This is a genomic window from Amycolatopsis sp. 3B14 (genome assembly GCF_050958625.1).
GTDB lineage: Bacteria > Actinomycetota > Actinomycetes > Mycobacteriales > Pseudonocardiaceae > Amycolatopsis_E > Amycolatopsis_E thermoflava.
In genome coordinates, this window is sequence record NZ_JBHZEN010000070.1 from 1 (window position 1) to 25,595 (window position 25,595).

The window sequence follows — 25,595 nt, forward strand, 5'->3', positions numbered from 1 at the left end:
CCGCACCGGGATGAACGCGGAACCGCGCCCGTCAGACTGCTCCGCCGAACGGCCGGGGCGCGGTGCCACCGAGCGCGGCGAGGTTGCGGGCCACCACGTTCTTCCGCACGAGGGTCATCCCGGCGAACAGCAGCACCGCCCCCAGCCCGACGAGCAACCCGAGCACCGGCGACCCGGTGGCCGCCAGGGCCCCCATCCCGCCGGCCGTGCCGCCGGTGTGGGGACCGATTCCACCTGCGTACATCTCGATCCGTCCTTTCCGTCTCGCGACTCCGCCCTGAAGACCGGGCGAGCCGCGCGAACATGTCGCGAGTTCTGGGAACGGGCGGCCATGGTGAATTTGCGCCGCCCGTGGGCTGCGGTGCGGGAGGTCAGGCCGCGACGCGTCGGCGGACCAGCCACACCGCGGCCCCGCCCAATGCCAGCGCGGCGCCCACACCACCGGCGATCATCGGGACGTTCACCGTCACGATCGCGGCCGAGGTGTTGTTGGCCGTGTCCGGATCCGTTTCGTTCCCGCTCACCTGCGCCGTGTTGGTCACGGTCACCGCGTCGGTACCGGCCGGCACGAGTACTTCACGTTACCGGCGGCGAGGTCCGCCGCCGGGACCTCGACGGTGGTCTCCAGGGTCTGGGCGCCGCCGACGGGCATGCCGGGTGTGGTGTTCGTGCCCGGGGCCGTGTCGAAATCGGTGCCCAGTTTGGCGAACCCGTTCTGCCCGACCCCGGCAGTCGGGCCAAGGTGCCAGCAGCTCAGGAGGCGAACCGGCGGGCGATCTCGGCGACGATGCGTTCGGAGGCGCGGCCGTCGCCGAACGGGGACGACGCGCGGGCGAGCTGCGCGTGCAGGCCGGGCAGATCGTCGAGCCACTTGGCCGCGGTCTTGCTGATCAGCGGTCCTGGCGAGACGAGCACCGCGAAATCACGCATCGCTTCCGGCCGCTCGGTGGAGCGGCGCACGACGATCAGGGGCCGCTTGAGAACGGTGCATTCCTCTTGCAGGCCACCGGAGTCGGACACCAGCAGCGCCGCGTGGGCCGCCAGTCCGAGGAACTCCGACGGGCCGAGCGGTCCGGTGACGGCGAGCCCGTCGAGGTGGTGCGCCAGCCCGTGCTGTTCGACCGCCCGCAGAGTACGGGGGTGCAGGGGCAGCACGACGCGGCACGGGATCCGGTTCAGCTCAGCCAGGATGGTGGCCAGCGCGGCGGGGTCGTCGGTGTTCTCCGGCCGGTGGATGGTGGCGAGGACGTACTGGTCGGCGACCAGCTCCCGCTCGGCCAGGAGCTGCTCGCGTCGCGCGGGATGGGGCAGCTGCGAGAGGACGGCTTCGACGACGGTGTTGCCGGTGCGGATCACCGAGCTGCCGGTGATGCCCTCCCGGGCGAGGTTGCCGACGTTGTCGTCGGTGGCCGCGCAGAGCAGGTCCGACACGTGGTCGGTGACGATCCGGTTGTGTTCCTCGGGCATGGTGCGGTCGAAGCTGCGCAGCCCGGCTTCGACGTGGACCACGGGAACCGACCGGGCATTGCCGGCCAGCGCTCCGGCGACGGTCGCGTTGGTGTCGCCCTGCACGACGACGGCGGCCGGGGTGACGTCGGCGAACAAGAGATCGAGCGCCTCCAGCGCCGCGGCGATCTGCCCCGCCCTGGTGGCTCCGCCGACCGCGAACCGGACGTCCGGCAGCGGCAACCCGAGCTCGGTGAAGAACACGTCGGACATGGCCTCGTCGTAGTGCTGTCCGGTGTGGACGATCCGCGCCTTCGGACCGAGTCGCCGGATGATCCCGGCGAGCTTGACGATTTCGGGCCGGGTGCCGAGCACCACCGCCACCCCGCCGTCGGGGAGGGCCGCGGTCTCCGCGCTGACTCTGTCCGTTGTGGTCACTGGGTTTCCTTCCGCAGGAAGATGTCTCGTCACCCGGAAGACCTCTCGCGGGGCCCGAACTTCACGGCAGGAGCGGGTTTTTCCGGTGATCTCCCCCACCGCGAGGAGGAAACACCCCTCATCCGGTGGTGGTGGTCGTTGCCGTGCTGGACCTGGTCTTGCTGGGAGCCGAGCTCGACGACGGTCGCGACGAGGATGGCGACGGCGTGGAGCTGGTGGTGCTGGAGCTGGACGTGGCCGGGCTGCTGGTGCCCGTGCTGGGTGTCGTGCTCATGCTGGGCGTCGTGCTCGTGGCCGGCGCCGTCGTGCTCGGCGCGGGAACCTCGGTCACCTGCGGAGGAGGCGGCGGGGTGGTCACCGGGGGCGGCGCGGGCGCGACGGCCGGCACCGCGATGGCCGCCACCGCGCCGCGGGCATAGGCGTCGGCGAGGGCGAGCACGAGGTCGACGTAGGCGTCGGAGTGGTTGTAGCGGAACACCGCCGCCCGCAGCTGCGCCGGATCGGCGAGGTTCCCACCGCCCGCGCACAGGTACCGTCCCGCCGCGAGCGCCGCGTCGAAGATGTTGTCCGGATCGGCTCTGCGGTCGCCGTTGCCGTCCGCGGCGTAGGCGCGCCACGTCGACGGGATGAACTGCATCGGCCCGACCGCGCGATCCAGGACGGGGTCCCCGTCGAGTGCGCCGCGGTCGGTGTCCGGAATGGACGCGGTGCCGCCCGTGCCGTCCAGTGCCAGACCACGGATCCGCGGCGCCACCGAGCCGTCCTCGTACACCTGGGAGCCGCCGTGGCGGCCGTGGTTGGACTCCACCCGTCCGATCGCGGCGAGCACTGTCCAGCTGAGGCCGCACCCGGCGACCGCGTCCGCGGCCCGGTGGTAAGCCGCCAGCGCGGCGGCCGGAACCCCGACGCCCAGCGAAACCGGCGACGCCCTGACCCGCGGGCCGGGAGACGGCAGCGAGGTCGGCGGCGGCAAAGTCGGCGGCGCGGGCAGGCGCGGCGGCTGGGCGGCCACCTCATACGGCCGCCCAAGGTCGTCGATGCGGGGCGGTTCGCGCAGGGACAGCGCCTGCGGCACGGCCGTCCCGGCGCCGGAGCCGTCCACCGGCAGGGCGGTCACACCCACCAGGGCCAGCCCGGCGCCCAGCAGGCCGGCGGCGCGGGTCACGTGTTTCATACCGATGCTCGCCCCTCGTACGTCCGCTGCTTGCCGCGGTGCCCCGTGGCATCCACCGGCAGCGGCGGTCCCGCTCCGGCTTTCGATGAGAGGACCGGACCACTCGCCGCGGCATCACGCGCACCACCTCCAATCGGGTGAGCTGCCCGAGTCCAGGTGCTCGTGCCCCGGCCGCCGGGCGCGCAGGTTCCGCCGCGCTGGGGCAGCCAGGCGCTCGGCTCTGCGCTGCCCCTGTGCTCCATTCGTGTGGCGAAGTGTGGTTCGCGCCACATCGATCACCCGCCGGTCATAGGCTTCGACCTCGGCACGATCTCGTCCGAAAAGGGGGAAAGATGAGATTGCTTCGACGGGCCGCGTTGTTCGCGGTTTCGGTGATCATGGTTCTGTCCACCGCGGTCACGCCCACTGCCGGGGCCGCGCCCGCCATCGCCGCGGAACCCTCGGCGGTGCCGTTCTCACCCGATGACGACGTCACGATCAGCGAGATCGCTTTCGTCCACACCGCGGACGGCCTTCGGCGCGCCAAGGAATACGTGCACAGCGGCGACTCCTGCGCTTTCGCTTTCTGCACGATCCAGAATTCCTCCGGCGGGCGTTTCTACAAGGTCTTCAAAATGAGCCCGTCGATCTACGTGTGCACCACCGTGCGGTTGTCCAACTTCCTCGGGCGCTGGGACACGCACAACCACAGCACCGACACGGCGGAATTGCAGGACCAGTACTTCCGCACCAACTCCATCTTCCCGCCGGGACGCCGGGACCCCGCACGCTGGGACCCGATCTACTTCATCACGTTCTGCCCCTGACGACACGTCCGGCGAGATACAGTCCTCTCCGGAGGCCAGGCGGCCACCAGCGGCATTACTCGGCGCGAACGGAGGGCGATGGACGACCGGGTGATCGCGCCGGACGGTACTCCGCTCGCGGTGCAGCGCCGGGGCAGTGGGCCGCCCCTCGTGCTGCTCGCCGGCCAGGCCAACGACCACACCTGGTGGGACTCCGCCCGCGGCGACTTCGCCCGCACCACCATCACGATGGACTACCGCGGCACCGGCGCGAGCGGCAAGCCCGACGTGCCCTACTCAACCCCGCTGTTCGCCGACGATGTGGTCGCGGTGCTGGACGGGCTCGGCATCGAACAGGCCGACGTGTACGGCACCTCGATGGGCGGCCGGGTGGCGCAGTGGCTGGCGATCCGGCACCCGCACCGGGTGCGCCGGCTCGTGCTGGGCTGCACCTCACCGGGAGGGCGCCATGCCGTCGAGCGGTCGGCGGAGGTGCGCCGCGCCCTGCTGCGGCCGGACGCCCGCGAGACGCTGGCCGACCTGATGTACACGCCGGGGTGGCGGGCGACCCACCCCGGCCCGTACCGCACGCTCGGCGACCCGTCGATGCCCCCGCACGCCCGCAAACACCACCTGCGGGCCAGCGACCAGCACGACGCCTGGGACGCCCTGCCCCGGATCACCGCCCCCACACTCGTCCTGCACGGCGAGGACGACCGGCTCACCCCGGCCGTCAACGCCACCCTGCTCGCCCAGCGCATCCCCCGCGCCCGCCTGCACCTCTTCCCCGCAGCACGCCACGCCTACTTCGAGGAATGCCGCCCCCACGCCAGCACCCTCGTCGAAGACTTCCTCACCACGGCGAGCTAGGCGTCAGCGGCGACGCGCTCGATGGCCTGCACAGCGACGTCGGGCTGGTCGACGTAGATGTAGTGGCCGCTGTTCGCCGCCGTGACCGGGTTGCTGTCGCTCGACAGTTTCAGCCACTTGTCCTGCCCCGCGGCCCACGCCTGCTCCAGCGCGGCGCCGTACTCGGGCACGGCGGCCAGGTACGGCTGCCCGTGCCGGATCACCTCCACCGGGATGTCCCCCGCGTAGCCCACCTCCCCGTCCTGCATGGCCAGCATCTCCGGGTTCTCCCCGCCGTAGACCGCGAGGCTCTGCGCGCGCAGCTCGGCCGCCGGGCCGGTGGCCGACTCCGGGATCGCCGCCGTGGTGTCGCCGATGATGGTCGACGGCGTGGCGTCCATCAGCACAAGACCCGCGACCCGGTCGCGGTGGGCGGGCGCGTAACGGGCGGCGATCAGCCCGCCCAGGGAATGCCCGGCCAGCACCACCGGTTGGTCACCGGCAACGCGGTCCAGCACCCCGGTCAGAATCCGGCCGGCGCTGTCGAACGTCTGCGGACCGGCCGGCTGGTCGCTCGCGCCCTCGCCGAGCCGGTCGTAGGAACAGACCCGCCCCTTGGTGCTCAGCGTCTGCTGGAACGCGGCCAGCTTGTCCAGACCATCGCCGAGACCGGCCAGCAGCACGACGACCGGCCGGTCTTCCATCTCGGTACCGGAACAGGACACGTTCACCGAACGGCCGTCGACGGTGATCTTCGCGGTGCCGGAGATCGGCTCCTGACCGGCGGCCGCCGACGCCGGGGCCTCCGACGACGCCGGGGCCTCCGACGACTCGGCGGCCTCGTCGCACGCGGCCAGCACCGGCGCGGCCACGGCGCACAGCAGCGCGGCGACTGCAGTTGACTTGATGTTGCGGAACATTCAGTTCTCCAGTGGGATTCTCGATCAGCGCCACGCACGCTAGAGGAGCGGCGCGGTCCGAAAGATCCCCGCGGGGTGGACATTCGCGGGTAGCTCGCACGGGGGACAGCTCAGCGGGCCAGGCCGTGGCGGTAGGCGTAGACGACGGCCTGGACGCGGTCGCGCAGGTCGAGCTTGGTGAGGATCCGGGAGACGTAGGTCTTGACGGTTTCGGGGCTGAGCACCAGGGTCGCGGCGATCTCGCTGTTGGACAGGCCGTCGGCGATCAGGCGCAGGACTTCCAGCTCGCGCGGGGTCAGCGGGGTTTCGCCGTCGGTGTCCTGCGGCGGCCGGATCCGGGCGGCGAACCGGCCGATGAGCCGGCGGGTCACCTCCGGGGCCACCAAAGCGGCTCCGGTGGCGACGGTGCGGATGCCGTGCAGCAGCTGTGCCGGCGGGGCGTCCTTGAGGAGGAACCCGCTGGCGCCGGCCCGCAGCGCCTCGTAGACGTATTCGTCGAGGTTGAACGTGGTCACCACGAGCACCTTCACCGGCTGGGCCACCCCCGCGCCGGCCAGCAGACGGGTCGCCTCGATGCCGTCGAGGACCGGCATCCGCACGTCCATCACCACGACGTCCGGCCGCAGCCGCGCGGCGAGGTCGACCGCGGTCCGGCCGTCACCGCATTCGCCGGCGACCTCGAGATCGGGCTGGGCGTCGATGATCGTGGTGAACCCGGCGCGGATCAGCGCCTGGTCGTCGCACACCAGGACGCGGGTCACGACGCACTGCCGGCGGGAATCCGGGCGTGCACCACGAATCCGCCGTCCTCCTGCCGCGCTGTCCGGAACTCGCCGCCGAGCCCGCCGACCCGTTCGCGGAGCCCGGCCAGTCCCCGTCCGCTGCCGCCGACCGGCGCGGTGGGTGAGCCCGCGCTGTCGGTGGCGACCTCGACCGTGATCTCCCGGTTCCCGTGCCGCACAAGGACACTGGTGCGGCTGCCGTGGGCGTACTTGAGCGCGTTGGTCAACGCCTCTTGCACGACCCGGTATGCCGTCGCCCCCGCGGTGCCGGTGGGCGGGCGGCCTTCCTCGGTGTACTCCACCGGCTGCCCGGCTTGCCGGGCCTGCTCCACGAGCGCGCGCACATCGCTCCCCTGCCCGGTGTCGTGCTGGGGATCGAGCACGTCGAGCAGCTGCCGCAGGTCGGTGATGGCCCGGCGGCCGGAATCGGTGACGGTGGACAGCGCCTGGTCGAGGCGATCACCGGTCAGGTAACGCGCCGCCTCGGTCTGCACGACCATCGCCGTCACGTGGTGGGTGACGACGTCGTGCAGTTCCCGGGCGATGCGGGTGCGCTCGGCGATGCGGGCGGTTTCGGCAGCGTGCAGACGGCGTTCCGCCTCGGCAGCGCGGGATTGGCGCAACCTGCTGCCGATTCCCCAGAGCAGAACCAGGGCCAGGTAGAACGACACGAACCCGGCGACGCCTTCGGCCGGCTCGGGACCGGAGAGGGCGATGGCCAGCGGAACGTAGGCCGCCGACGCCACGATCGCGGTCGTCCACCGCCACCGGTCCAGGTGCGCCCCGGCGCTGATCAGCGCGATCGGCAGCGCGGTGCCCGCGACCGTGTGGTAGCCGTGCAGCTGGTCGAGCGCGAACCCCGTCGACACCAGCGCGAGGCAGGCGGCCGGGAGGCGCCTGCGGACGATCAGCGGTAGGCATTCGACGGCGACCACGGCGAGGCCCAGCGCGTCCATCGGACGGTCCGGCACGTCGCCGAGCCGCGTGCCGTTGTTCTGCAGCGCGGGGATCAGCGACGGCAGGAGCAGCACCAGCGCGAGCGGCGCGTCGCGGACCGTGACGTCGAAGCGCCACCACCGATCCGCACTGCGTCGGACGACGATCACGGGAGGAGAGTAGTGGCCCCCGGGATGACGTCGTTCACTGGCTGCCGGCGAGTTCGCCGTACAGGCGGGCGTGCAAGGCACAGGACCATCAGCAACACCCCGGCCAGGAATGTCGGGCCGGGTGCGCGCCCCCGGCCCGCACGTTGATCATCGTCTGGCCGATCATCGCGCACGTCGATCCGCCCGGGCACCTGCGCCAGGAAGATGAGGATGGCCAGCGCGTTGACGAAGCCGACCATCACGCTGCCCGGCACGAACCGCATCAGCCGGGCCACCCCGAGCGAGCCGGGCACGATCTGGAAGATCCCGCCCAGGATGACCGTCGCGACCAGGTGCCCCAGCCCGTGCTCACAGGCCGGTGGGGCGATCGCGATGACCACGGCCATCGTGCAAGGTGGCCGCGAACTCCTCGGCGATCACCGGCTTGCGGCGCACCTCCGCTCGTCCGCGGTCCGCGTCAGCTCGGCCGGCCTGCCCGCGGGGTCCTCGATGCGGGGCGCGTCCGGCGTGGGGTCGATGATCGCCAGGACCTCGCGCATCTCGTCGAGCTGGGAACCCAGCGGCTTCATCCACATGATCACAGCCGGTCCACGATCCCTTGACCTCGACCTTACTGGAGATTGCATCGTCACGACATGACGACGAAAACCGATGCGGTGACCGTGCTCGGCCTCGGCGAGATGGGCTCGGCGATCGCCAGGGTGTTCCTGGAGCGCGGGTACCGCACGACGATCTGGAACCGCACCGCGAGCAAGGCGGTGCCTCTGGTCGAGGCCGGAGCCACCGCGGCCCCGACGGCAGCGGAAGCCGTCGCGGCGAGCCCGCTCGTGGTGGTGTGCCTGCTCGACGGCGCGGCGGTGGACGGCGTGCTGTCGTCCATTGCGGACACCGTCCAGGGCAAGGTGCTGGTCAACGTCACGAGCGGCTCGCCGGGCCAGGCCCGGGCGAACGACCGGTGGGCGCACGAGCACGGCGCCCGCTACGTCGACGGCAAGATCATGGGCGACCCGCCCTACGTGGGCACCCCGAACGCCCGGTTCCTCTTCAGCGGCACCGCGTTCGGCGAGCACGAGGAGGTGCTGCGCGAACTGGGGGCAGTCACCTACCACGGCGAGGAACCCGGCGCGGCGGCCGTGGAGTTCCTGGCCCACGTCGCCATGGGGTACGAACTGCTCCTCGGCTTCCTGCACACCCTCAAGCTCGTGCAGGCGGAAGGCGCCGACGTGACCGGGTTCGCCGAGCGCTTCGCCGCTTCGCTGACCGCCTACCAGCCGCTGCTGACCTCGATCGCCAAGGCCGTCGAGAACCGCGAGTACCCGCCGGACCTGGGCCCGCTCGACGTCCAGGTCGCGCTGATGGACGATCTGATCGGCCACCGCGAGTCGGCCGGTGTGGAAGCCGTCCGCATGCGGGAGACCAAGGAGCTGATGACGCGCCGGATCGCCGAAGGTCACGGTGGACAGGGCTTCTCGAGCGTGTTCGAGCTGTTGAGCTAGCACGGATCCGGGCCGGGGGCGGCGGATCCCCGTCGTCCCCGCGGAGTCAGCCCCCTCCCGTCAGATCCCGGGTGACCCCGAAGTAGCGGTCAAGGATCGCACCCGTAGGAGTACGTCATACGCTAATCGCGCCAAGATATTCCCTGGACACACCACGATGGGGTTGGTTGATCTCGGAGACAACGGCGAAAAGATCCGATAGAACAGGTGGACGCCTCGACCGCCACACCCAAGGGGGAACACCATGCGCCGCTACCTTCCGGTCGCCGCGATCGCGCTCCTGCTGACCGGCTGCTCAACGACGACCCCGCAGCGTTCCGGCAGCCTCCCCGAGCAGCCGACGCTGACGGCCCCCACCAGCAACCAGACCGGCACGAGCAGCCAGACCGGCGCCAGCGGCTACGTTCCGCTGGAGCTCGGCGACACAGCCGAGCTGAGCGCCGAAGTCGACGGCAGCAAACCCGCGACGTGGACGATCGAGAAGATCGAGATCGACCCGCCATGCAGCGGGCGCAACGGGTCAAGCGATACCGGGCATGTTCTCGTGCTGCATGTGCGGGCCGACAGCGGCCCGGACAAATACGCCGCAGAGCAGATCCCCGACGCGTTCAGGTACACGTCGTTCGCCGAACCCGGCAAGAACGGCACGGCGATCCAGGCCTCGCCCTCGCTGTGCAAATCTTCCGAACCCCACAGCCAACCACTGCCGGTGCCGTACCAGTTGAACCAGCAGCTCACCGGCACAGTCGCACTGATCGTGCCGGAGGCGAACGGCACGCTGATCCAGAACAACCCACTGCTCAAGGGCGAAGGCTGGCAATGGTCGTATCCGGCGAAATAGTCCAGCCGGCATCTGGGCGGCATTCGCCCAGACCACGCGCGCGCACTTTCGGCGCGCAGGCCGAGGAGGAGTGATCATGGCGGAGGACGACACGGAGCCCGACTGGGACCGGAGCGACCCGCTGTGGCGGTTGCGCCGGCGCTTCTGGCTGCGCAAGCATCCACGGCCGCCGCTCCCTCAACTTCCCCGGCATGATCCACCGCCGCCAACGGACCCTCTGCCGCCCGTTTGAACCCCAAGCCGCCCGCGTCGCGCTCGGCTACCGCGTACACCAGCAACTGGCGGACTCGATCATCCGCGCCGCCCGGACAAGCCGCGCACTGAGCGGCCTTCCCGATCCGCCAGCGGACGAAGACCCCGAGGGAGCACCGAGCACGGGCGACCCTGAGCGGGGCTACCGGGAGCTGGGCGACGTGCGCGCGCCCGGCGCGGATGAGCAGAATCAGCCCGGCGGTGGCCACATCTCGCCGAGCCCTGGATGTGCGGCGAACCGGTCGCGGGCGGCGTGCCGCCAACCGCGGGGCGAACATCTGGGCAGCGTGACGACGGGGTTGACGTGCGCACCGGAGATCGCGCCGGGCAAGGGCGATCAGCACGCCCAGGCCGAAGACGGTGGCCAGCGAGTTCGCCGACAGCTGCGCCCGAGGGTCCCGACCGTCCGGAGATCACCACCTAATGCAGTAACGCGGGGTGGCGATCTTGGCGGCAGGAATTGCGCCGGTCAGCCCAACGCGTGTTCCCCGGTCGGCCGTACCGCGCCGCGGATCCGGCAGGTACCGTCGGGCGATTGACGAGCGGAGGCCCGGTGCGAATTCTCCTTCTGTGCTCGGCCTTCAACGGCCTGAGCCAGCGAGCGTGGACCACGCTCCGGGCCCGCGGTCACCACGTCACCGTGCACGTGGTGCACGACCCGGACACCATCCCCGGCGCGGCCGCGGCCGCCGGGCCGGACCTCATCGTCTGCCCGTTCCTGCGCCGGCGGGTGCCCGACGCGGTGTGGCGCGCCTACCGCACGATCATCATCCACCCCGGTCCCCCGGGCGACCGGGGCCCGTCGTCGCTGGACTGGGCGATCATGGACGGGGAGCGCCAGTGGGGCGTCACGGCCCTGCAGGCGACCGCGGACCTGGACGCCGGCCCGGTCTGGGGGTCGCGGTCCTTCCCCATGCCCGCCGAGCCGCCACGCAAGAGCACCCTCTACAACGCCGAGGTCGCCGACGCCGCCGTGGACCTGATCGCCGAGGTGGTGACCAAGGCCGGCGACCCGGGGTTCGCGCCGCAGGACCACGACCAGGCCGGGCGGTCGCGGCCGCCCGTGCGCCAGCCGGACCGCGGTTTCTCCTGGGACGACGAGACCGGGCACGTCCTGCGCCGCATCCGCGCCGCGGACGGCCGCCCCGGCGTGCACACCACGCTGGCCGGCGTGCCGGTCGCGGTGTTCGACGCCCACCCCGGCACGGCCACGCCCGGCGAACCGGGGACGATCGCGGCGCGGCGCCACGGGGCGGTGCTCGTCCGCACCGGCGACGGCGCGGTGTGGGTCGGGCACGCCCGGCGCCTGTCTCCCGGCCCGCCGGTGAAACTGCCCGCCGCCACGGTTCTCGGGCGCGTCCTCGCGGGGGTGCCCGAGGTGCTGGAACCGTTGGCGGCCGAGCAGCCGCCAGGCCCGCGGGAGATCGCCTACCGGCGGCTGGACGACGTGGGCCTGCTGCGGTTCGACTTCTACAACGGCGCGATGTCCACCGCGCAGTGCCGACGGCTCACCGCGGCCGTGCGGTACGCCGCCGCCCAGGACACCCGGGTCCTGGTGCTGGCCGGCGGCGAGGTGTTCGCCAACGGCATCCACCTCGGCCTGATCGAGGCGCACCCGAACCCGGCGGCGGAGGCGTGGCGCAACATCACCGCGATCAACGACCTGTGCCGGGAGATCATCACCTGCACCGGGCAGGTCGTGGTGTCCGCGCTCGCCGGGGGCGCCGGCGCGGGTGGCGTGATGCTCGCGCTCGGCGCCGACGTCGTCCTCGCCCGGGACGGGATCGTGCTCAACCCGCACTACGAGACGATGGGCCTCTACGGCTCGGAGTACTGGACGTATGTGCTGCCGCGCCGGGTCGGCGAGGCGCAGTCGCGGCTGCTGACCAGCCGGTGCGAGCCGGTCAGCGCGGGCGAGGCGGCCGCGCTCGGCATGGTCGACGAGGTCCTGCCGGCCGACCGGCAACGCTTTCCCGGCGCGGTGCTGGAGCGCGCCGCCGAACTGGCCGCCGGGTCGGATGCGCTCCTGCAGCGCAAGCGCGCCGACCGGGAGGCCGACGAGCAGCGCCGGCCGCTGGAGACCTACCGGGTGCGGGAACTCGCGGAGATGAGCCACGACATCTTCGAGGACCGGCACGGCTTCGCCGCGGCCAGACGCGCCTTCCTCCACCCGGCGGCCCCCGCACCGGCGGCCCGCCGCCCGGCGCTGCTCAGCGGCGGATGACTCGCCGGCCTCCCGGATACGAGGCGAAGCCGCTGGTCACGTCCGCAGCGACGCGGTGGCCAGCACGTCCGCGGCGCGGACGACGGCCAGGCCGGTGCGGGCGGCGAACTCGCGGGCTTCCCGCGGACCGGCGAGCAGGACGGGGTCACTGGAGCTGACGAGCGCGCAGCTCGCGACGACAGGGCGCAGTCCGGCTCGCGAGGCCAGCGCGAGGGCCGCGGGGAGCGTGCCGCCGGTCGGGTCCGCGGCAGCCCGCACGGGGATGACGTGCCCCGGGCGAGTGAAGTCGCGGGGCGTGCTCGTGGGCGCGGCCAGCAGGCTGATCGTGCGGGCCCGGTCGGCCGCGGAGATACCCGTCGTCGTCCCGTGCGCGGCGTCCACGGCGACGCAGTCGCGTTCCAGCGCGCCCCGGCTGCCAGGCGGGTACATCACGGGCAGGTCGAGCCGGTCGGCGTCGTCGTCGCTGAGCGCCACGCGGAGGAAGCCCGCGCCGTGGCGAACGAGGAAGGCCACCGCGTGGGCGGTGGCACGCTCGGCAGCGAGCACCAGCTCGGCACGCGGTCCGGGACCGCCGGCGGTGACCACGACGATCGGGCGGCCGAGCGCCATCGCGCGCAGGGCGGTGCTCATCGCGTCTCCAGCGCGCGCACCGCGCTCAGGTGGAAGACCAGCGGGCCGAACCTGTCGTCGGTGCGCGCGCCCAGCACCTCGAACAGGACGATGTCGTGATCCCCGGCGGGCACGGTCCGGTGGACCCGGCAGTCCAGCCACAGCGGGGCGCCGGCGAGGAACACCGCGCCCTCGGGCGACGCCTCCCAGGTGGCGTCGGCGAAACGGTCGACGCCAGGGGCGGCGAGGGCGGCGCTGAGCTCGGCGTGCTCGCCACCGAGCACGCTGATGCCGACCCGTCCGGCGGCGGCCAGCCGCGGCCACGTGGTGGAGCCGTGTCCGACGCAGACCGACACCAGTGCGGGTTCCAGCGACACCGAGGTGAACGAGCTGGCGGCCATGCCCACGGGCCCCTCTCGCCCGAGCGCGCACAGTGCGGTGACGCCGCTCGGGAACCGGGCGAACGCGTTCCGCAGCGCGCGCCTGCGCTCGGCCTGGTCCACGGACAACGGGGGAAGGAAGAGTGTTCTCACGTCAACTCCTCGAGCCGGATCACCGCATGCTCTCCGCACGACGCGGCCCTGTCTGTGACCCACGTCCGGGCACCGGACCCGCGGTTGACGGACGCAAGTCACAGACACGATCGTCCTTCCTGGAAAGGATCGGTCGGGTCGCGGACCGAGACACGGCAGGAAGGCATCAAAGTGGATGCAACGACGCAGGAGAAGCCATGAACGCGGGCCGTTCCGTCGACACCGATGACGGTGTCCGGCTGCACGTGACCGACACCGGGAACGGCGTTCCGGTGCTCTTCCTCCACGAGTACGCGGGCGACCACCGGAGCTGGTCGCGGCAGGTGGCCGATCTCCAGGACGGCCACCGGTGCATCACCTACGCGGCGCGCGGCTACCCGCCCTCCGACGTCCCGGGAAGCCCGTCGGCCTACTCCTGGCAACGGGCCGTCGACGACGCGCTGACGGTGCTCGACGCGCTGGGGGTCGAGGCCGCCCACGTGGTGGGACTGTCCATGGGCGGCTACACCGCCGTCCAGCTCGCGCTGCGCCACCCCGGCCGGGTGCGCTCGGTCATGGCGGTCAGCGTCGGGTCCGGCTCCGACCCGGCCACCCGGCCGGCCTACCTGGCGGAGACCAGGATCGTCGCGGAGCAGCTCCGATCGCGGGGAGCCGGGTTCGTCGGACGCAAGTTCGCCGAAGGCCCCAGCCGGGTGCAGCTCAAGCACCACAACGAGCCCGCGTGGCACGAGTTCGTGGAACAGTTCGCCGAACATTCCGTGGAAGGGCTGGCGCTCACCGTCCTCGAGATCCAGGGCCGCCGGCCGTCCCTGCACGACCTGGCCGGCGAGTTCCGGCGTTTCCCGGTCCCCCTCCTGGTCGTCAACGGTGACGAGGACGAGGCGTGCCTGTCCACCGGCTTGATGCTGAAGCGGACCGCGCCCGCGTGCGGCATGCTGGTGCTGCCCAACAGCGGGCACGTCCCCAACCTGGAGAACCCGCAGCAGTTCAACGACATCGCCCGCGGCTTCTTCCGGTCGGTCGACTCGGGCCGGTGGCCCCGACGGGACCCGCGGTCGCGCCTCACCTCGCAGTTCGGACTCGACCAGCTCGAGTCCGGGGAGCCGGTGAGAGTGGAATGAACCGCGACGGCGCACCGATCCCGCCCGCGGCGCTCCAGGCGTGGTCGAAGAGCTTCCTGTCCGGACAGGATCCGGAGATCCGCGACGCCCTCCTCTCGGACAGCCGCGTGGTGACCTACTCGGCGGGCACCGTCATCTGCCGCGGGAACTCCGACTACCGGGTGACACTCGTCCACAAGGGACGGATTCGCGCGAAGGTGACGTCCTGGGACGGGCGGGAGGTCACCACGCGGTACGCGACGGCAGGGCACTTCACCGCCCTGCCCGCGATGCTCACCGACGGCGCGCCGTCGTCGCTGGAAGCGGTGACGATGTGCGAGGTGTCGGTGCTGAACCCGAACACCTTCCGCCGCCTCATGCGGACCCGGGCCGAACTCGCCTACCAGGTCGCCGTCTACCTGGCGGAGTCCACCTACGAAACTGTGGCCTACCTCGAGGACAACCTGTTCAACTCCGTCCAGCAGCGGCTGAGCCGGCACCTGCTCGAGATGGCCACCCCCACCGTGAACGGGCTGCTGGTGCAGACGGACCAAACCGATCTCGCGCACACCATCGGATCGGTGCGCGAGGTCGTCGCCCGCGCGCTCAAGAAGCTGGACGACATCGGGGCGATCCGCCGTTACCGGCGGCAGATCTGGATCGAGGACCCGGCGCTGCTGAGGTCGTTCGCGTCGACGGACCTGCGGGGCCGTCGCCTGCCCGAAGTGAGGGACAGTTGAGCCAGTACCGGATGGACGAGGAGCTGGTGCAGTCGATCGCCGCCCTGCCCGCGGTCGACCGCACCGACGTCGCGGAAGCCCGCCGGATCGTGTCGAGCCGGTACGCCAGGACCGGCTCGGTCGAGGGCGTGAGTGTTCACGAATGCTCCTGCACCGCCGCGGACGGGCACGTCATCGCGCTCCGCGTGTACCGACCGTCCCGCCGCACGAGCAGTGGCGCGATCTACCACGTCCACGGCGGCGGATTCATCCTCGGTGATCCGGACATGAGTCACCTCCGGAACGCCGAACTCGCACGGGAAACCGGTGCGGTCGTCGTCGCCGTGGCCTACCGGCTCGCTCCGGAGTGGCCCTTCCCGACACCGTTGGAAGATGTCTACAGTGGACTGCTCTGGCTGCGCGAACACGCCGGCGAGCTGGGGATCGATCCCTCCCTGATCGTCCTGCACGGGGTGAGCGCGGGCGGCGCGCTCGCGGCCGCGGCCGCCCTGCTGGCCCGCGACCGGAACGGGCCACCGGTCCGCTTCCAGTTCCTCAAATCACCGGCACTGGACGACCGGCTCCGGACGGCGAGCAGCAGACGGTTCACCGACACGCCCGCGCTCACCCGCCGGGACGCCGAGATCGGCTGGTCCGCCTACCTCGGCCGGGCGGCCGGCGCGGTGTCGCCCTACGCCGCGCCCGCCCGCGCCACGGACCTGACGAACCTGCCCCCGGCGTACGTCTCCGTCGCCGAGTTCGATCCGCTGCGCGACGAAGGAATCGACTTCGCGCGATCACTGCTGGCGGCCGGGGTGCCCGTCGAACTGCACCTGTTCCCCGGCACCTACCACGGCTCCGGGGCGGTACGGGAAGCGGCGGTGAGCCGGCGCGAGCTGTCCGAGGAGGTAGCGGTGCTGCGCAAGGTCCTGGAACGGCCTGGACAACCAGCCGCACCGCGAGACGACGAGGGGAACCGGGCACATGTCTGAGGCGAGCATGATGACGGGACAGCACTTCCTCAGCGGCGTGCGGGTCCTCGACATCACCGGCGCACTGGCCGGCCCGTACTGCACCACCATCCTGTCCGACCTCGGCGCCGAGGTCATCAAGGTCGAGCCCGTGGACGGGGACTCGCTCCGGCGGCGTCTGGTCGGGCCGGAACAGCGCCCGCTGCCGTTCGACCTGATCCACCGCGACAAGCGCAGCTTCGCCGTCGACATCAAGACCGAGCGCGGGCAGAACCTGGTCCGGGCTCTGGCGCGCCGGTCGGACGTGCTGGTGGAGAACTTCCGGGTCGGCGCGCTCGCGCGGCAGGGACTGTCCTACGAGGACCTGAAGGACGACTGCCCGGACCTCGTGTACTGCTCGATCTCCGGCTTCGGCCAGTACGGGCCGATGCGGAGCGCGAAAGGCATCGACCTCGTCGCCCAGGCCTACGGCGGTCTCCTCAGCGTCACCGGAAGCACAAGTGGCGAGCTGGCGAAAGCGGGCTACCCCATCGGCGACCTCGGCACCGGGATGTGGGGCGCCATCGGCGTGCTGGCGGCGCTGCACCGCGTCCGCGCGGGGCACGGCGGCTCCCACATCGACGTGTCCCTCGCGGACACGATCGCCGGATGGTCGTTGTGGGAGGTCGCCGATTTCGCCGGGACGGGCGAGCCACCGGGCCCACTGGGCACCGCACACCGGCTCACCGCCCCGTACGAGGCGTTCACCTGCGGCGACGACGCGATGCTCGTGATCGGCGTGACCGAGCGCTCGTGGCGTGACTTCTGCGCGGTACTCGACCTCGATCTCTCCGGCGACGAGCGCTTCCGCGGCGAGTACAACCGCTTCGTCCACCGCGAGCAGCTCGCCGGGCTGCTCCAGGCCCGGTTCCGGACGGCGCCGAGGGACCACTGGATCGAGCGGCTCCGCGAAGCGGGCGTGCCGTGCGGACCGGTCCACACCGTTCCGGAGATGCTGGACGATGCCCAGTACGCGGCCCGCGAGATGTTCCCCAGCGACGTCGAGCGGTTCGGGCACCGCCGCGTGGTGAACACGCCGCTCATCGCCGACGGCGCACCCCGCGCGCGGCGGAGAGCACCCGGGATCGGGCAGGACACGGTCGACCTGCTGACCGAGCTGGGCATCGGCGACCACGAGGTCCGGGCCCTCGTGCGAGACGGCGTGGTCGCCGCGGCGCCCGCCCCGGACGCGCAGGCCGGCTGAGGATGAGCGGTTCGACGCGTCTGGACATCGTGGACCGGGTCGCCCGGCTCACGATCAGCAGGCCCGAGAAGCGGAACGCGATGTCCGGCGACATGTGGCAGGCACTGCTCCGGCACGTCAGCCGGATCGGACAGACACCCGGAATCGTCGCCGTCGTGCTGCGGGGCTCCGGAGGGAGTTTCTCCGCGGGCGGGGACCTCGCCGAGTTGAGCTCGTCCGATCCGGACCACGTCGCTGCCTACCGGCACCTGGCCGAGACCGCTGTCCTGGCGCTGACGGAGCTCACGCCACCCAAGATCGCGGAGATCGACGGACCGTGTTTCGGCGCGGGCTGCAGCCTCGCGCTCGCCTGCGACGTCCGGATCTGTTCGCCCGCGGCGCACTTCCGGATACCCGCGCTCGGTCACGGCCTGACCTACGAGCCGGTTTTCGTGCGCCGCCTCGTGCAGGCGGTGGGCCCCGGCCCGGCGGGACTGCTGCTCTACGGCGGGGAACGCTGGAACGCCGACCAGGCCGCCGCCTACGGCCTGGTCGACAAGTGCGCGCCGGACCCGGCGGCCGCGGTCGGGCAGATCCTGACCTGGCTGCGCGGCGCGAATGTCGAAGACATCGTCTCGACGGCGATGTCCATCAGGACCGCCACGCGGTCCCGGTAGGGAAGGTCACCATGGATCTGCAGTTGAAGGGCGCCCGGGCGGTCGTCACGGGAGGATCCCGCGGGCTCGGGCTGGCCATCGCGCGGGGGCTCCTCGCCGAGGGTGCCCGGGTGGCGCTCGTCGCCAGGGACGCGCAGCGGCTCGGCGCCGCCGCGGACGGCCTCCGCTCCGGCGCGGCGGGAGCCGAGGTCCTCGCCGTCCCGGCGGACACCACCGACGACTCCTCGGTCCAGGCCATGGCCGAGCAGGTCGTGACCGCGTGGGACGGTGTCGACGTGCTGGTGAACGCCGCCGCCCAGCCGTCCTTTGCCTCCGCTCCCCCGCCGCTGGCCGATCTCAGCGACGGCGAGGTGCTGACGGACTTCGACACCAAGGTCCTCGGGTACCTCCGGTGCGCCCGCGCCCTCGCGCCGCACATGGCCCGGCAGGGGTGGGGACGGATCGTGAACATCTCCGGTCTGAACACCCGCCGCACCGGGTCCGTCTCCGGGACGATCCGCAACGTGGCGGTCGCCGCCCTCACCGCGAACCTCGCCGACGAGCTCGGCCCGCACGGCGTCGGGGTCACGGTCGTGCACCCGGGCCTGGTGGAGACCGAACGCACCCCACGGCTCGTGGCCGACCGGGCGGCGGCCGGCGGGCTCACCGAGGAGCAGGTCCGCGCCCAGCTGGCCGCGACGACGAGCCTCCGACGTCTCGTCACCGCGGAGGAGGTCGCGGACGTGGTCGTGTTCCTGTGCTCGCCCAGGGCCGCCGCCGTGACGGGAGACGCGGTGTCCGTGGCGGGCGGCAACCGCGGCGCGGTGCACTACTAGACCGAGATCACGGCTGAGCTGCCGGCTGGTGGTGCCGCCCATGGCCGTGGGCGGCACCACCAGTACTACGCCCAGGAGAACCGGCGCAGTCCGTCGGCCGTGATCAGGCGGCCGAAGGACAGCTCCGGGAAGTGCGCGGGCGCGAACGGGTCGCCCGAAGCGGCCAGCTCGTCGGCGATCCGTTCGCGGATGGCGTTGGCCGCGGCCCGGTCCACGTCGAACATCCCTTCCCATTCCGGGTCGGTGAGCTCCCCGACGGTGTGCACCACGTCGCCGAGCAGGAGCGCGCGCTCGCCGGCGTCGCTCACCACGAAGACGGTCGAGCCGGGGGTGTGCCCTGGCGCGGGCCGCGCGAGGAGACCGGGCACCAGCTCGGTCTCCTCGTCGAACATCTCCAGCCGCCCCTCGATCGGGGCCAGGGTTTCCTGCAGCACGGGATCGGCCGTGGGTGCGGTCATGAAGTACGCCCAGTCCGCCTCGTGCACCCGGAACGTCGCGCGCGGGAACGTCACTTCGCCGCGGACCGTGGCCCAGCCGACGTGATCCGGGTGCAGGTGCGTGAAGACCACGTCGGTGACGTCGTCGAGCGCGACCCCGGCGCGGCGCAGGTTCGCCGGCAGCCAGCCCGTCACGAACCCTTCGTGCACGAAGTCGTCACCCGCTCCGGCGTCGACCAGGATCGTCCGGTCCCCCAGCCGCACGAGGAACGCCCCGATGTCCATGTGGATCCGGCCGTGCTCGTCCAGCGGCTGGTGCGCACAGTCCCACCGCGCGTCCCGCCGGTGGGTCACGGTGTTCCCGATGGGCAACCGGGCGGTGCCGTCGAGGATCGGGACGATGTCGACGTTTCCTACCTTCATCAGTTCCTTCCAGTCACTTCGGTCAGCCGCGGACGCGCAGGGCCTCCCCCGACCATTCCTGTTCGCGCAGTTCGTACTTCTGCACCTTCCCGGTGGAGGTCTTGGGCAGTCCGGCGACGATCTCGACCTCGCGCGGCGCCTTGTAGCGGGCGATGAGCGACCGCACGTGCGCGATCAGCTCGCTCTCCGAAGGGTTCCTCCCCGGCCGCGGCACCACGAACGCCTTGGGCCGCTCGCCCCACCGCGGATCCGGGACGCCGATCACGGCGACCTCGAGGACGTCGGGGTGCGCGGCGATGGCGTGCTCGACCTCGATGGTCGAGATGTTCTCGCCGCCGGAGATGATCACGTCCTTGGCCCGGTCCCGCAGCTCCACGTAGCCGTCCGGATGCATCACCCCGAGGTCCCCGGAGTGGAACCAGCCACCGGCGAACGCCCGTTCCGTGCCCTCGGGATCGTTGAAGTAGCCCTGCATCACGTTGTTGCCGCGCATGACGATCTCACCCATGGTCCGCCCGTCCCGGGGAACGTCGTGCAAGCGCTCGTCCACCACGCGGATCTCGTCCGCTTGCAGCATCCCCACCCCCTGCCGGGCTCGCAGTTTCGCCCGGTCCTCCGGCGCCAGCTCGTCCCACGCCCGCTGGTACTCGTTCACCGCGTACGGGCCGTAGGTTTCGGTCAAGCCGTACACGTGCACGATCCGGAAGCCCATCCGCTCCATCTGCAGGATCGTGGTGGGGCTCGGCGGCGCTCCCGCCGTGGTGACGACGAGCCGGTGGCCGAGCTGGTGGGCCGACTCGGCCCGCATGATCGTGGTGACGACCGTGGGCGCCCCGTTGAGGTGGGTGACCCGGTGGCGGTCGATGAGCTCCCACACCCGGTCCCCGCGCACCTCGCGCAGGCAGATCTGGGTCCCGCCCGCCGCGACCAGCGCCCACGTCGTGCACCAGCCGTTGCAGTGGAACATCGGCAGCGTCCACAGGTAGACGCTGTCCGCGTCGTGTCCGGAGTGGAAGATCTCGCCGAACGAGTTCAGGTACGCGCCGCGGTGGGTGTAGACCACGCCCTTGGGCCGTCCCGTGGTGCCCGAGGTGTAGTTGATGGAGATCGCCGCTCGCTCGTCGTCGACCGCCCACACCAGCTCTCCTCCATCGCCAGCGGCGCCGGCGAGGAAGTCGGCGAACGCGACCGCGCCGGGGACCTCGACGGTCGCCCCGGGGCCGAGCGGGTCGGCCGCCACGGCGATCGTCCGCACCGTGTCCAGCGACCCGGCGATCGGCGCGATCGTGGCCGCGTACTCGGCGTCGACGACGAGCACGGTCGCGCCGGAGTGATCGAGGATGTAGCGGACCTCCTCAGGCGCCAGCCGGGTGTTGATCGCGACCAGCACCGCACCGGCCAGCGGCACGGCGAAGTGGGCGGCCAGCATCTCCGGCACGTTGGGCATCAGGTAGGCGACGCGGTCGCCCGGCCGCACCCCGGCGGCGCGCAGCATCCGCGCCCGCTGCTCCACGCGCGCAGCGAACTCCCGGTAGGTCCAGGCCTCGTCGCCGTGCACAACGGCGACCTTGCCGGCGTGGACGTTCGCCGACCGCCGCAGGAACGACAGCGGCGTCAGCTGGGTGATCCCGGTGTCCATCCGTGTGCCCCCTTCAGTGCGCGCCCACGCGCAGGACGACTTTCCCCGTCGGCGCCTGCTCGGCCACCTCGTGCGCCCGCACCACCTCGTCCAGGCCGTGCGGCAGCACCGGCAGAGCGGACAGCGCACCGTGCGCGAGCGCAGCGGAAGTCCACCGGATCGCGGCGGCCAGCCGCTCCGGGGACACCCCGTAGAGCAACACGAACTCCAGCGTCGTGTTCGCCTTCATGAACTCGCCCACGGGCAGGGACAGCTCCCCCTCCGCGGCGTAGACGGCGATGGCGCCGGGGGCGCCGAGCACGGCCATGTCCAGCTCCAGGTTCGCCCCGAGCGCGACCTCGACGATGCGGTCGACGGGCCCGGCGAAGTCACGGATGCGCCTGGCCGCGTCCGCGTCGGTGTAGCGGACGACGAAGTCGGCTCCGGCCTTTTCCGCCAGTGCGCGCTTCTCGTCGGAGCTCACCGTGGCCACCACCCGCGCGCCGGCGTGCTTGGCCAGCTCGATGGCGAAATGCCCCACCGCGCCCGCTCCCCCGGCGACGAGGACCGTGCGCCCCGCCAGCGCCGCGGGATTCCCGCCCAGGCAGTGCGCGGCGGTCAGCGCCGGAACCCCGAGGCACGCCCCGAGGTCGTCGGATGCGCCGTCGGGCAACGGCACCGCCCGCTCCGCGGGGACGACCGCGAACTCGGCCGCCGTCCCGTAGCGGTTGTGGAACGCCGCCAGGTACAGCCACACCCGCTGCCCCACTTGGAGGCCGGTGACGCCGTCGCCCACCGCGTCCACGACACCGGCGCCGTCGTGGTGCGGCACCTGGAACCAGTCGGGGGTCCGCCCCGCGAATCCCGCCCTGGTTTTCCAGTCGGTGGGGTTGACACCCGAGGTGGCGATCCGGACCCGGACCTGGCCGGGACCGGGCTCGGGCACCTCGATCTCGACGACTTCGAGCACCTCGGCGGCGCGACCAGGACGGCGGTAGACCGCTGCTCTCATGCCCGCACCGCCTGTTCGCTCACGCGAGCCGGGTTCGAACGAGCTCGTAGTAGTGCCGGATCGCACGGTCCGGGTCGTAGCGGGGTTGCCATCCAAACTCCTCTTCCATCCGGGTTCCGTCCAGCGCCATGTAGTAGCTGTCCGGCATCTGCATGGGATTCAGCCCGGGCCCCACGTCGAGCGCCGCGCCGGGGATGACGCGGCGGATCGCGTCCGCGAAGTCGTGCATCGACACCGCAGGCCCACCGGCCACGTTGTAGGCCTGGTGGCGCAGCGGCCCGGGCGCCAGCGCGACACACGCGATGGCGTCGGCGACGTCGAGGACGTAGATGATGCCGTCCCGCTCGTCCCCGCCCTGCTCGATCGTGAACCCGCGGCCCGAGGCCGGCAGCTCGACCATCGAGCTGTAGGTGTTGATCGGGCCGGCGTGCCGTTGCAGCCTGCCCGGGCCGAAGATCGTGGCGAACCGCAGACTGACGCACTCCACGTCGGAGTTGCGCCCGTACCACGCCACCACGTTCTCCGCGGCCGCCTTCGTGATCCCGTACATGCCGGTCGGCCGCAGCTCGTCGTCTTCGCGCACGGACTCGTAGGTGGGAAACCCGCGCTTGCCCGTCGCGGGCGCGTACACCGCCTTCGAGCTGGTGTAGACGACGCGGCGCGCACCCGCCGCCACCGCGGCGGCGCACACCGTGGCAGTGCCGCCGACGTTCACCGCGATCGCGGTGTGCGGATCCCGTTCGCAGTCGACGAAAGCCGCGAGGTGGATGACGCAGTCGGGCCGCAGCCGCAGGGCGGCGCCGGTGAAGCCCTCCGCGTCGCGGATGTCGCCGACGACGAGCTCGACCCGGTCCGCCACGTCCTCGATCAGCGACGTGTCGTCCCGGCTTTCGAACACGGCCACTTCGTGGCCGCGGCCCAGCAGCTCCCGGACCACCCAGGCGCCGTTGACGCCCAGCCCGCCCGTCACCAGGAAACGCATGCCGACTCCTTCACTGTGCGGCCAGGCGCCGGAACGACGGGACCATGGGCGCGTAGGCGGACATGCCGCCGTCCACGACGAGCACCTGCCCGTTGATGAACGACGACTCCGGTGAGGCCAGGAACAGGGCGGCCATCGCGACGTCGTCCGGCCTGCCCAGCCGCGGCGTCGCGACGTGATCCAGCAGCACCTCGGTCTGCGCCGCGGAGAACATCTTCTCGGTCGCGGGCGACACGATGTGCCCCGGCGCGAGAACGTTGCACCGGATCCCCTGCTTGCCGTACTCGACGGCCAGTGACTTCGACAACCCGATCACCCCGGCCTTCGCGGTCGCGTAGGCCGGGCGGCCTTCGAGGGAAAGCCAGGCGGCGAGGGACGAAGCGTTGGTGATGCTGCCCCCTCCCGCGCGGACCATGTGCGGCAGGACGTGTTTGGCGGTCAGGACGCAGCCCAGCAGATCCACCCGCAGCTGCCCCAGCCACACCGACAGGTCGGCCTCGGCGACGAAGACGTCCTCGGCCACCAGACTCCGTTCGGAGGCGTAGTTCTGGAGCACGTCCACCCCGCCGAAGCGCTCCACCGCGAACTCGACGGCACCGGCGACCTGGTCCTCGTCCGAGACGTCCGCGGCGAACGGCTCGGCGACACCACCCTCCTCCCGGATCCGGTCCACCGTCGTCGACGCCTTGGACTTGTCCACGTCCACGACGAGGACCTTCGCGCCTTCCCGGGCGAACACCTCCGCCGTCGCCGCTCCGATACCCGAACCCGCACCTGTCACCAGCGCTGACTTGCCCGTCAGCCGCCCCGCGGCAGACCCCATGCTCAACTCCTCCCGCGCGCCCGGCGATCCACCGACGCGATCACGACGACCAAGGTGACGACGCCCGCCGCGACCATGTACCAGGCCGGCGACGTCTTGTTCCCCGAAAGTTCGATCAGCAGGGTCGCCACGAACGGCGCGGTACCGGCGAAGATCGCCGAACCGAAGCCGTAGGCGATCCCGAACCCGGACGCCCTGACCTTCGTCGGGAACAGCTCCGCGAACAGCGCCGGGATGGCGCCGCCGAACGCGGCGACCGGGACCCACAGGACGAGCTGTCCCAGCAGCGCCGGGCCGAACCCCGTCAGGCCGATGATGAGCAGACTCGGGTAGGGCAGGACCACCGCCAGTACGCACGCGAAGACCAGGACCGGCTTCCTGCCGTAGGTGTCCGAGAGGCGCCCGAACGCGACCACCAGGAAGATCCCGACGGTGGTGGCGATGATGACCGTGGTCAGCGCCTGCACCGCGGACAGTCCCACGACGCTGCGGATGTAGGTGAGCGCGAACACCTGGACCGTGGACGAGGCGATGTTGAAGCCGACGCAGATTCCGATCACGATCAGGAACGCCCGCCAGTGCTGGGTGAACAACGTGCGCAGCGGGCTGCGTTCCTGGGCGTTGCCCGCCTTGATCTCCTCGAACTCCGGCGACTCCGCGATGCGGTAGCGCAGGTAGAGGCCGATGACCAGCAGCGGGAACCCCAGCAGGAACGGGATCCGCCAGCCCCAGCTGTCGAGCTCGCCCGGGGACAGCGACACCGTCATGATCAGGACCACGACGGCGCCGAGCACGCTGCCGAGCGTCGAGGAGAAGAAGGCGAAGGACCCGTACAGCCCACGCCGGTGCGGGGGCGCGTGCTCGACGAGGAAGCTGGCCGACGTCCCGAACTCCCCGCCCACCGACAACCCCTGGAGCAGCCGCGCGACGCACAGGAGCACCGGTGCGACGATCCCCGCCTGCGGATACGTCGGCATGACGCCGATGAGCACGGTGGTCACGCCCATGATCAGCACCGCGATCGTCAGGGACACCTTGCGCCCGCGCCGGTCCGCGAGCCGCCCGAACACGACGGCGCCCACCGGCCGCATGACGAAGCCGACCGCGAACAACGCCAACGTGGACAGGATCGCGGCGAGCGGCTCACCCGAGGGGAAGAACAGCTTCGAGATGACCGGTGTCAGTGACGCGAAAATCGCGAAATCGTAGAACTCGAGAGCGTTTCCCGAGCCGGCGGCGACGATCGACCGGCGCGCGACAGGAGCGCGCCGCGGCGTTCCCGTTCCCGGGGAAACCCGGTCTTCCGAATCCAGTGGGGATGGTTGGGACATCGTTGTCCTC

At 71.8% G+C, this 25,595-nt stretch carries 27 protein-coding genes and 1 pseudogene; 11 read left to right on the top strand and 17 right to left on the bottom strand.

The genetic code is table 11. From position 1 onward, the window contains the following. Positions 1 to 31: 31 nt before the first annotated feature. From ACCP09_RS34010 to ACCP09_RS34025, 4 genes are all read right to left on the bottom strand, one after another. Positions 32 to 244, bottom strand: a complete 213-nt coding sequence (locus ACCP09_RS34010; RefSeq protein WP_020417108.1) for a hypothetical protein — start codon at positions 242 to 244, stop codon at positions 32 to 34. 127 nt (positions 245 to 371) lie between these two features. Beyond that, the gene (locus tag ACCP09_RS34015; protein WP_433752860.1) at positions 372 to 569 is read right to left on the bottom strand and encodes a hypothetical protein; all 198 of its coding nucleotides are present in this window, start codon (positions 567 to 569) and stop codon (positions 372 to 374) included. A 184-nt stretch (positions 570 to 753) separates the two neighbouring features. Then, on the bottom strand, positions 754 to 1,884 hold the full coding sequence (wecB, locus tag ACCP09_RS34020) for a non-hydrolyzing UDP-N-acetylglucosamine 2-epimerase (protein WP_433752862.1): 1,131 nt from the start codon (positions 1,882 to 1,884) through the stop codon (positions 754 to 756). A 118-nt stretch (positions 1,885 to 2,002) separates the two neighbouring features. Next, positions 2,003 to 3,058 carry a lytic transglycosylase domain-containing protein gene (locus ACCP09_RS34025; protein ID WP_433752863.1) on the bottom strand — a complete coding sequence of 352 codons (1,056 nt, stop codon included), beginning with the start codon at positions 3,056 to 3,058 and terminating at the stop codon, positions 2,003 to 2,005. A 332-nt stretch (positions 3,059 to 3,390) separates the two neighbouring features. On the opposite strand from ACCP09_RS34025, the gene ACCP09_RS34030 reads away from it, so the two are divergent. Together ACCP09_RS34030 and ACCP09_RS34035 are read left to right on the top strand one after the other, a co-directional pair. Beyond that, positions 3,391 to 3,864 (top strand): hypothetical protein, encoded by a 474-nt coding sequence (locus ACCP09_RS34030; protein WP_433752865.1) that lies wholly within the window; start codon positions 3,391 to 3,393, stop codon positions 3,862 to 3,864. 78 nt (positions 3,865 to 3,942) lie between these two features. Continuing rightward, positions 3,943 to 4,713 carry an alpha/beta fold hydrolase gene (locus ACCP09_RS34035; protein ID WP_027929503.1) on the top strand — a complete coding sequence of 257 codons (771 nt, stop codon included), beginning with the start codon at positions 3,943 to 3,945 and terminating at the stop codon, positions 4,711 to 4,713. Here ACCP09_RS34035 and ACCP09_RS34040 read toward each other — a convergent pair. The 5 genes and pseudogenes from ACCP09_RS34040 to ACCP09_RS34060 all read right to left on the bottom strand — a co-directional run bounded on the left by ACCP09_RS34040 (position 4,710) and on the right by ACCP09_RS34060 (position 8,069). After that, positions 4,710 to 5,612 carry an alpha/beta fold hydrolase gene (locus ACCP09_RS34040; protein ID WP_433752867.1) on the bottom strand — a complete coding sequence of 301 codons (903 nt, stop codon included), beginning with the start codon at positions 5,610 to 5,612 and terminating at the stop codon, positions 4,710 to 4,712. The genes ACCP09_RS34035 and ACCP09_RS34040 overlap by 4 nt on opposite strands. Positions 5,613 to 5,722: 110 nt before the next feature. Beyond that, positions 5,723 to 6,373 (bottom strand): response regulator, encoded by a 651-nt coding sequence (locus ACCP09_RS34045; RefSeq protein ID WP_027929501.1) that lies wholly within the window; start codon positions 6,371 to 6,373, stop codon positions 5,723 to 5,725. Further along, positions 6,370 to 7,500, bottom strand: coding sequence for a sensor histidine kinase (locus tag ACCP09_RS34050; RefSeq protein WP_433752870.1), 1,131 nt, complete (start codon positions 7,498 to 7,500; stop codon positions 6,370 to 6,372). The genes ACCP09_RS34045 and ACCP09_RS34050 overlap by 4 nt, the downstream gene beginning before the upstream one ends. Positions 7,501 to 7,670: 170 nt before the next feature. After that, positions 7,671 to 7,889 (bottom strand): annotated as a pseudogene (locus tag ACCP09_RS34055) (SulP family inorganic anion transporter); the annotation flags it as partial. A gap of 27 nt (positions 7,890 to 7,916) precedes the next feature. After that, entirely contained in the window at positions 7,917 to 8,069 is a 153-nt protein-coding gene (locus tag ACCP09_RS34060) for a hypothetical protein (RefSeq protein ID WP_433752872.1), read from the bottom strand. A 66-nt stretch (positions 8,070 to 8,135) separates the two neighbouring features. Between ACCP09_RS34060 and ACCP09_RS34065 the strand changes: the two genes are divergently transcribed. The 3 genes from ACCP09_RS34065 to ACCP09_RS34075 all read left to right on the top strand — a co-directional run bounded on the left by ACCP09_RS34065 (position 8,136) and on the right by ACCP09_RS34075 (position 12,313). After that, entirely contained in the window at positions 8,136 to 8,996 is an 861-nt protein-coding gene (locus ACCP09_RS34065) for an NAD(P)-dependent oxidoreductase (RefSeq protein ID WP_433752874.1), read from the top strand. A 244-nt stretch (positions 8,997 to 9,240) separates the two neighbouring features. Then, the gene (locus tag ACCP09_RS34070) at positions 9,241 to 9,837 is read left to right on the top strand and encodes a hypothetical protein (RefSeq protein WP_433752876.1); all 597 of its coding nucleotides are present in this window, start codon (positions 9,241 to 9,243) and stop codon (positions 9,835 to 9,837) included. Positions 9,838 to 10,642: 805 nt separating this feature from the next. After that, positions 10,643 to 12,313: an enoyl-CoA hydratase-related protein gene (locus ACCP09_RS34075; RefSeq protein WP_433752877.1), complete on the top strand. Its 1,671-nt coding sequence runs from the start codon at positions 10,643 to 10,645 to the stop codon at positions 12,311 to 12,313. A 36-nt stretch (positions 12,314 to 12,349) separates the two neighbouring features. Here ACCP09_RS34075 and ACCP09_RS34080 read toward each other — a convergent pair whose 3' ends face one another. Then, positions 12,350 to 12,943 (bottom strand): 3,4-dihydroxy-2-butanone-4-phosphate synthase, encoded by a 594-nt coding sequence (locus tag ACCP09_RS34080; RefSeq protein WP_433752879.1) that lies wholly within the window; start codon positions 12,941 to 12,943, stop codon positions 12,350 to 12,352. Further along, positions 12,940 to 13,455 (bottom strand): flavin reductase family protein, encoded by a 516-nt coding sequence (locus ACCP09_RS34085; protein ID WP_433752881.1) that lies wholly within the window; start codon positions 13,453 to 13,455, stop codon positions 12,940 to 12,942. Before ACCP09_RS34085 ends, ACCP09_RS34080 begins: the two co-directional genes overlap by 4 nt. Before the next feature lie 197 nt (positions 13,456 to 13,652). Between ACCP09_RS34085 and ACCP09_RS34090 the strand changes: the two genes are divergently transcribed. From ACCP09_RS34090 to ACCP09_RS34115, 6 genes are read left to right on the top strand one after another with little or no spacing between them, the layout of a single operon-like run. Beyond that, entirely contained in the window at positions 13,653 to 14,576 is a 924-nt protein-coding gene (locus ACCP09_RS34090; protein WP_433752883.1) for an alpha/beta fold hydrolase, read from the top strand. Further along, complete coding sequence (locus tag ACCP09_RS34095) at positions 14,573 to 15,295, top strand: Crp/Fnr family transcriptional regulator (RefSeq protein ID WP_378363462.1); 723 nt, start codon at positions 14,573 to 14,575, stop codon at positions 15,293 to 15,295. The genes ACCP09_RS34090 and ACCP09_RS34095 overlap by 4 nt, the downstream gene beginning before the upstream one ends. Further along, positions 15,292 to 16,266, top strand: coding sequence for an alpha/beta hydrolase (locus tag ACCP09_RS34100; RefSeq protein WP_433752885.1), 975 nt, complete (start codon positions 15,292 to 15,294; stop codon positions 16,264 to 16,266). Before ACCP09_RS34095 ends, ACCP09_RS34100 begins: the two co-directional genes overlap by 4 nt. Beyond that, a complete protein-coding gene (locus ACCP09_RS34105; RefSeq protein ID WP_433752887.1) occupies positions 16,259 to 17,488 on the top strand; it encodes a CaiB/BaiF CoA transferase family protein in 1,230 nt (409 codons plus the stop codon). Before ACCP09_RS34100 ends, ACCP09_RS34105 begins: the two co-directional genes overlap by 8 nt. A 2-nt stretch (positions 17,489 to 17,490) precedes the next feature. Then, on the top strand, positions 17,491 to 18,144 hold the full coding sequence (locus ACCP09_RS34110; RefSeq protein WP_433752888.1) for an enoyl-CoA hydratase/isomerase family protein: 654 nt from the start codon (positions 17,491 to 17,493) through the stop codon (positions 18,142 to 18,144). Between the two features lie 11 nt (positions 18,145 to 18,155). Next, positions 18,156 to 18,959, top strand: a complete 804-nt coding sequence (locus tag ACCP09_RS34115) for an SDR family oxidoreductase (protein ID WP_433752890.1) — start codon at positions 18,156 to 18,158, stop codon at positions 18,957 to 18,959. Positions 18,960 to 19,024: 65 nt separating this feature from the next. Here ACCP09_RS34115 and ACCP09_RS34120 read toward each other — a convergent pair whose 3' ends face one another. The 6 genes from ACCP09_RS34120 to ACCP09_RS34145 are packed head-to-tail and all read right to left on the bottom strand — an operon-like array spanning position 19,025 to position 25,585. Further along, positions 19,025 to 19,819 (bottom strand): MBL fold metallo-hydrolase, encoded by a 795-nt coding sequence (locus ACCP09_RS34120; protein WP_400988066.1) that lies wholly within the window; start codon positions 19,817 to 19,819, stop codon positions 19,025 to 19,027. A 22-nt stretch (positions 19,820 to 19,841) separates the two neighbouring features. Further along, positions 19,842 to 21,458 (bottom strand): long-chain-fatty-acid--CoA ligase, encoded by a 1,617-nt coding sequence (locus ACCP09_RS34125; protein WP_433752893.1) that lies wholly within the window; start codon positions 21,456 to 21,458, stop codon positions 19,842 to 19,844. A gap of 13 nt (positions 21,459 to 21,471) precedes the next feature. Then, positions 21,472 to 22,449 (bottom strand): NADPH:quinone reductase, encoded by a 978-nt coding sequence (locus ACCP09_RS34130; RefSeq protein ID WP_433752894.1) that lies wholly within the window; start codon positions 22,447 to 22,449, stop codon positions 21,472 to 21,474. 19 nt (positions 22,450 to 22,468) lie between these two features. Next, entirely contained in the window at positions 22,469 to 23,431 is a 963-nt protein-coding gene (locus ACCP09_RS34135) for an NAD-dependent epimerase/dehydratase family protein (protein WP_431908123.1), read from the bottom strand. A 10-nt stretch (positions 23,432 to 23,441) separates the two neighbouring features. Next, positions 23,442 to 24,254 carry an SDR family NAD(P)-dependent oxidoreductase gene (locus ACCP09_RS34140; RefSeq protein WP_433752897.1) on the bottom strand — a complete coding sequence of 271 codons (813 nt, stop codon included), beginning with the start codon at positions 24,252 to 24,254 and terminating at the stop codon, positions 23,442 to 23,444. A 2-nt stretch (positions 24,255 to 24,256) separates the two neighbouring features. Further along, on the bottom strand, positions 24,257 to 25,585 hold the full coding sequence (locus ACCP09_RS34145) for an MFS transporter (RefSeq protein ID WP_433752899.1): 1,329 nt from the start codon (positions 25,583 to 25,585) through the stop codon (positions 24,257 to 24,259). Positions 25,586 to 25,595 lie beyond the last annotated feature (10 nt).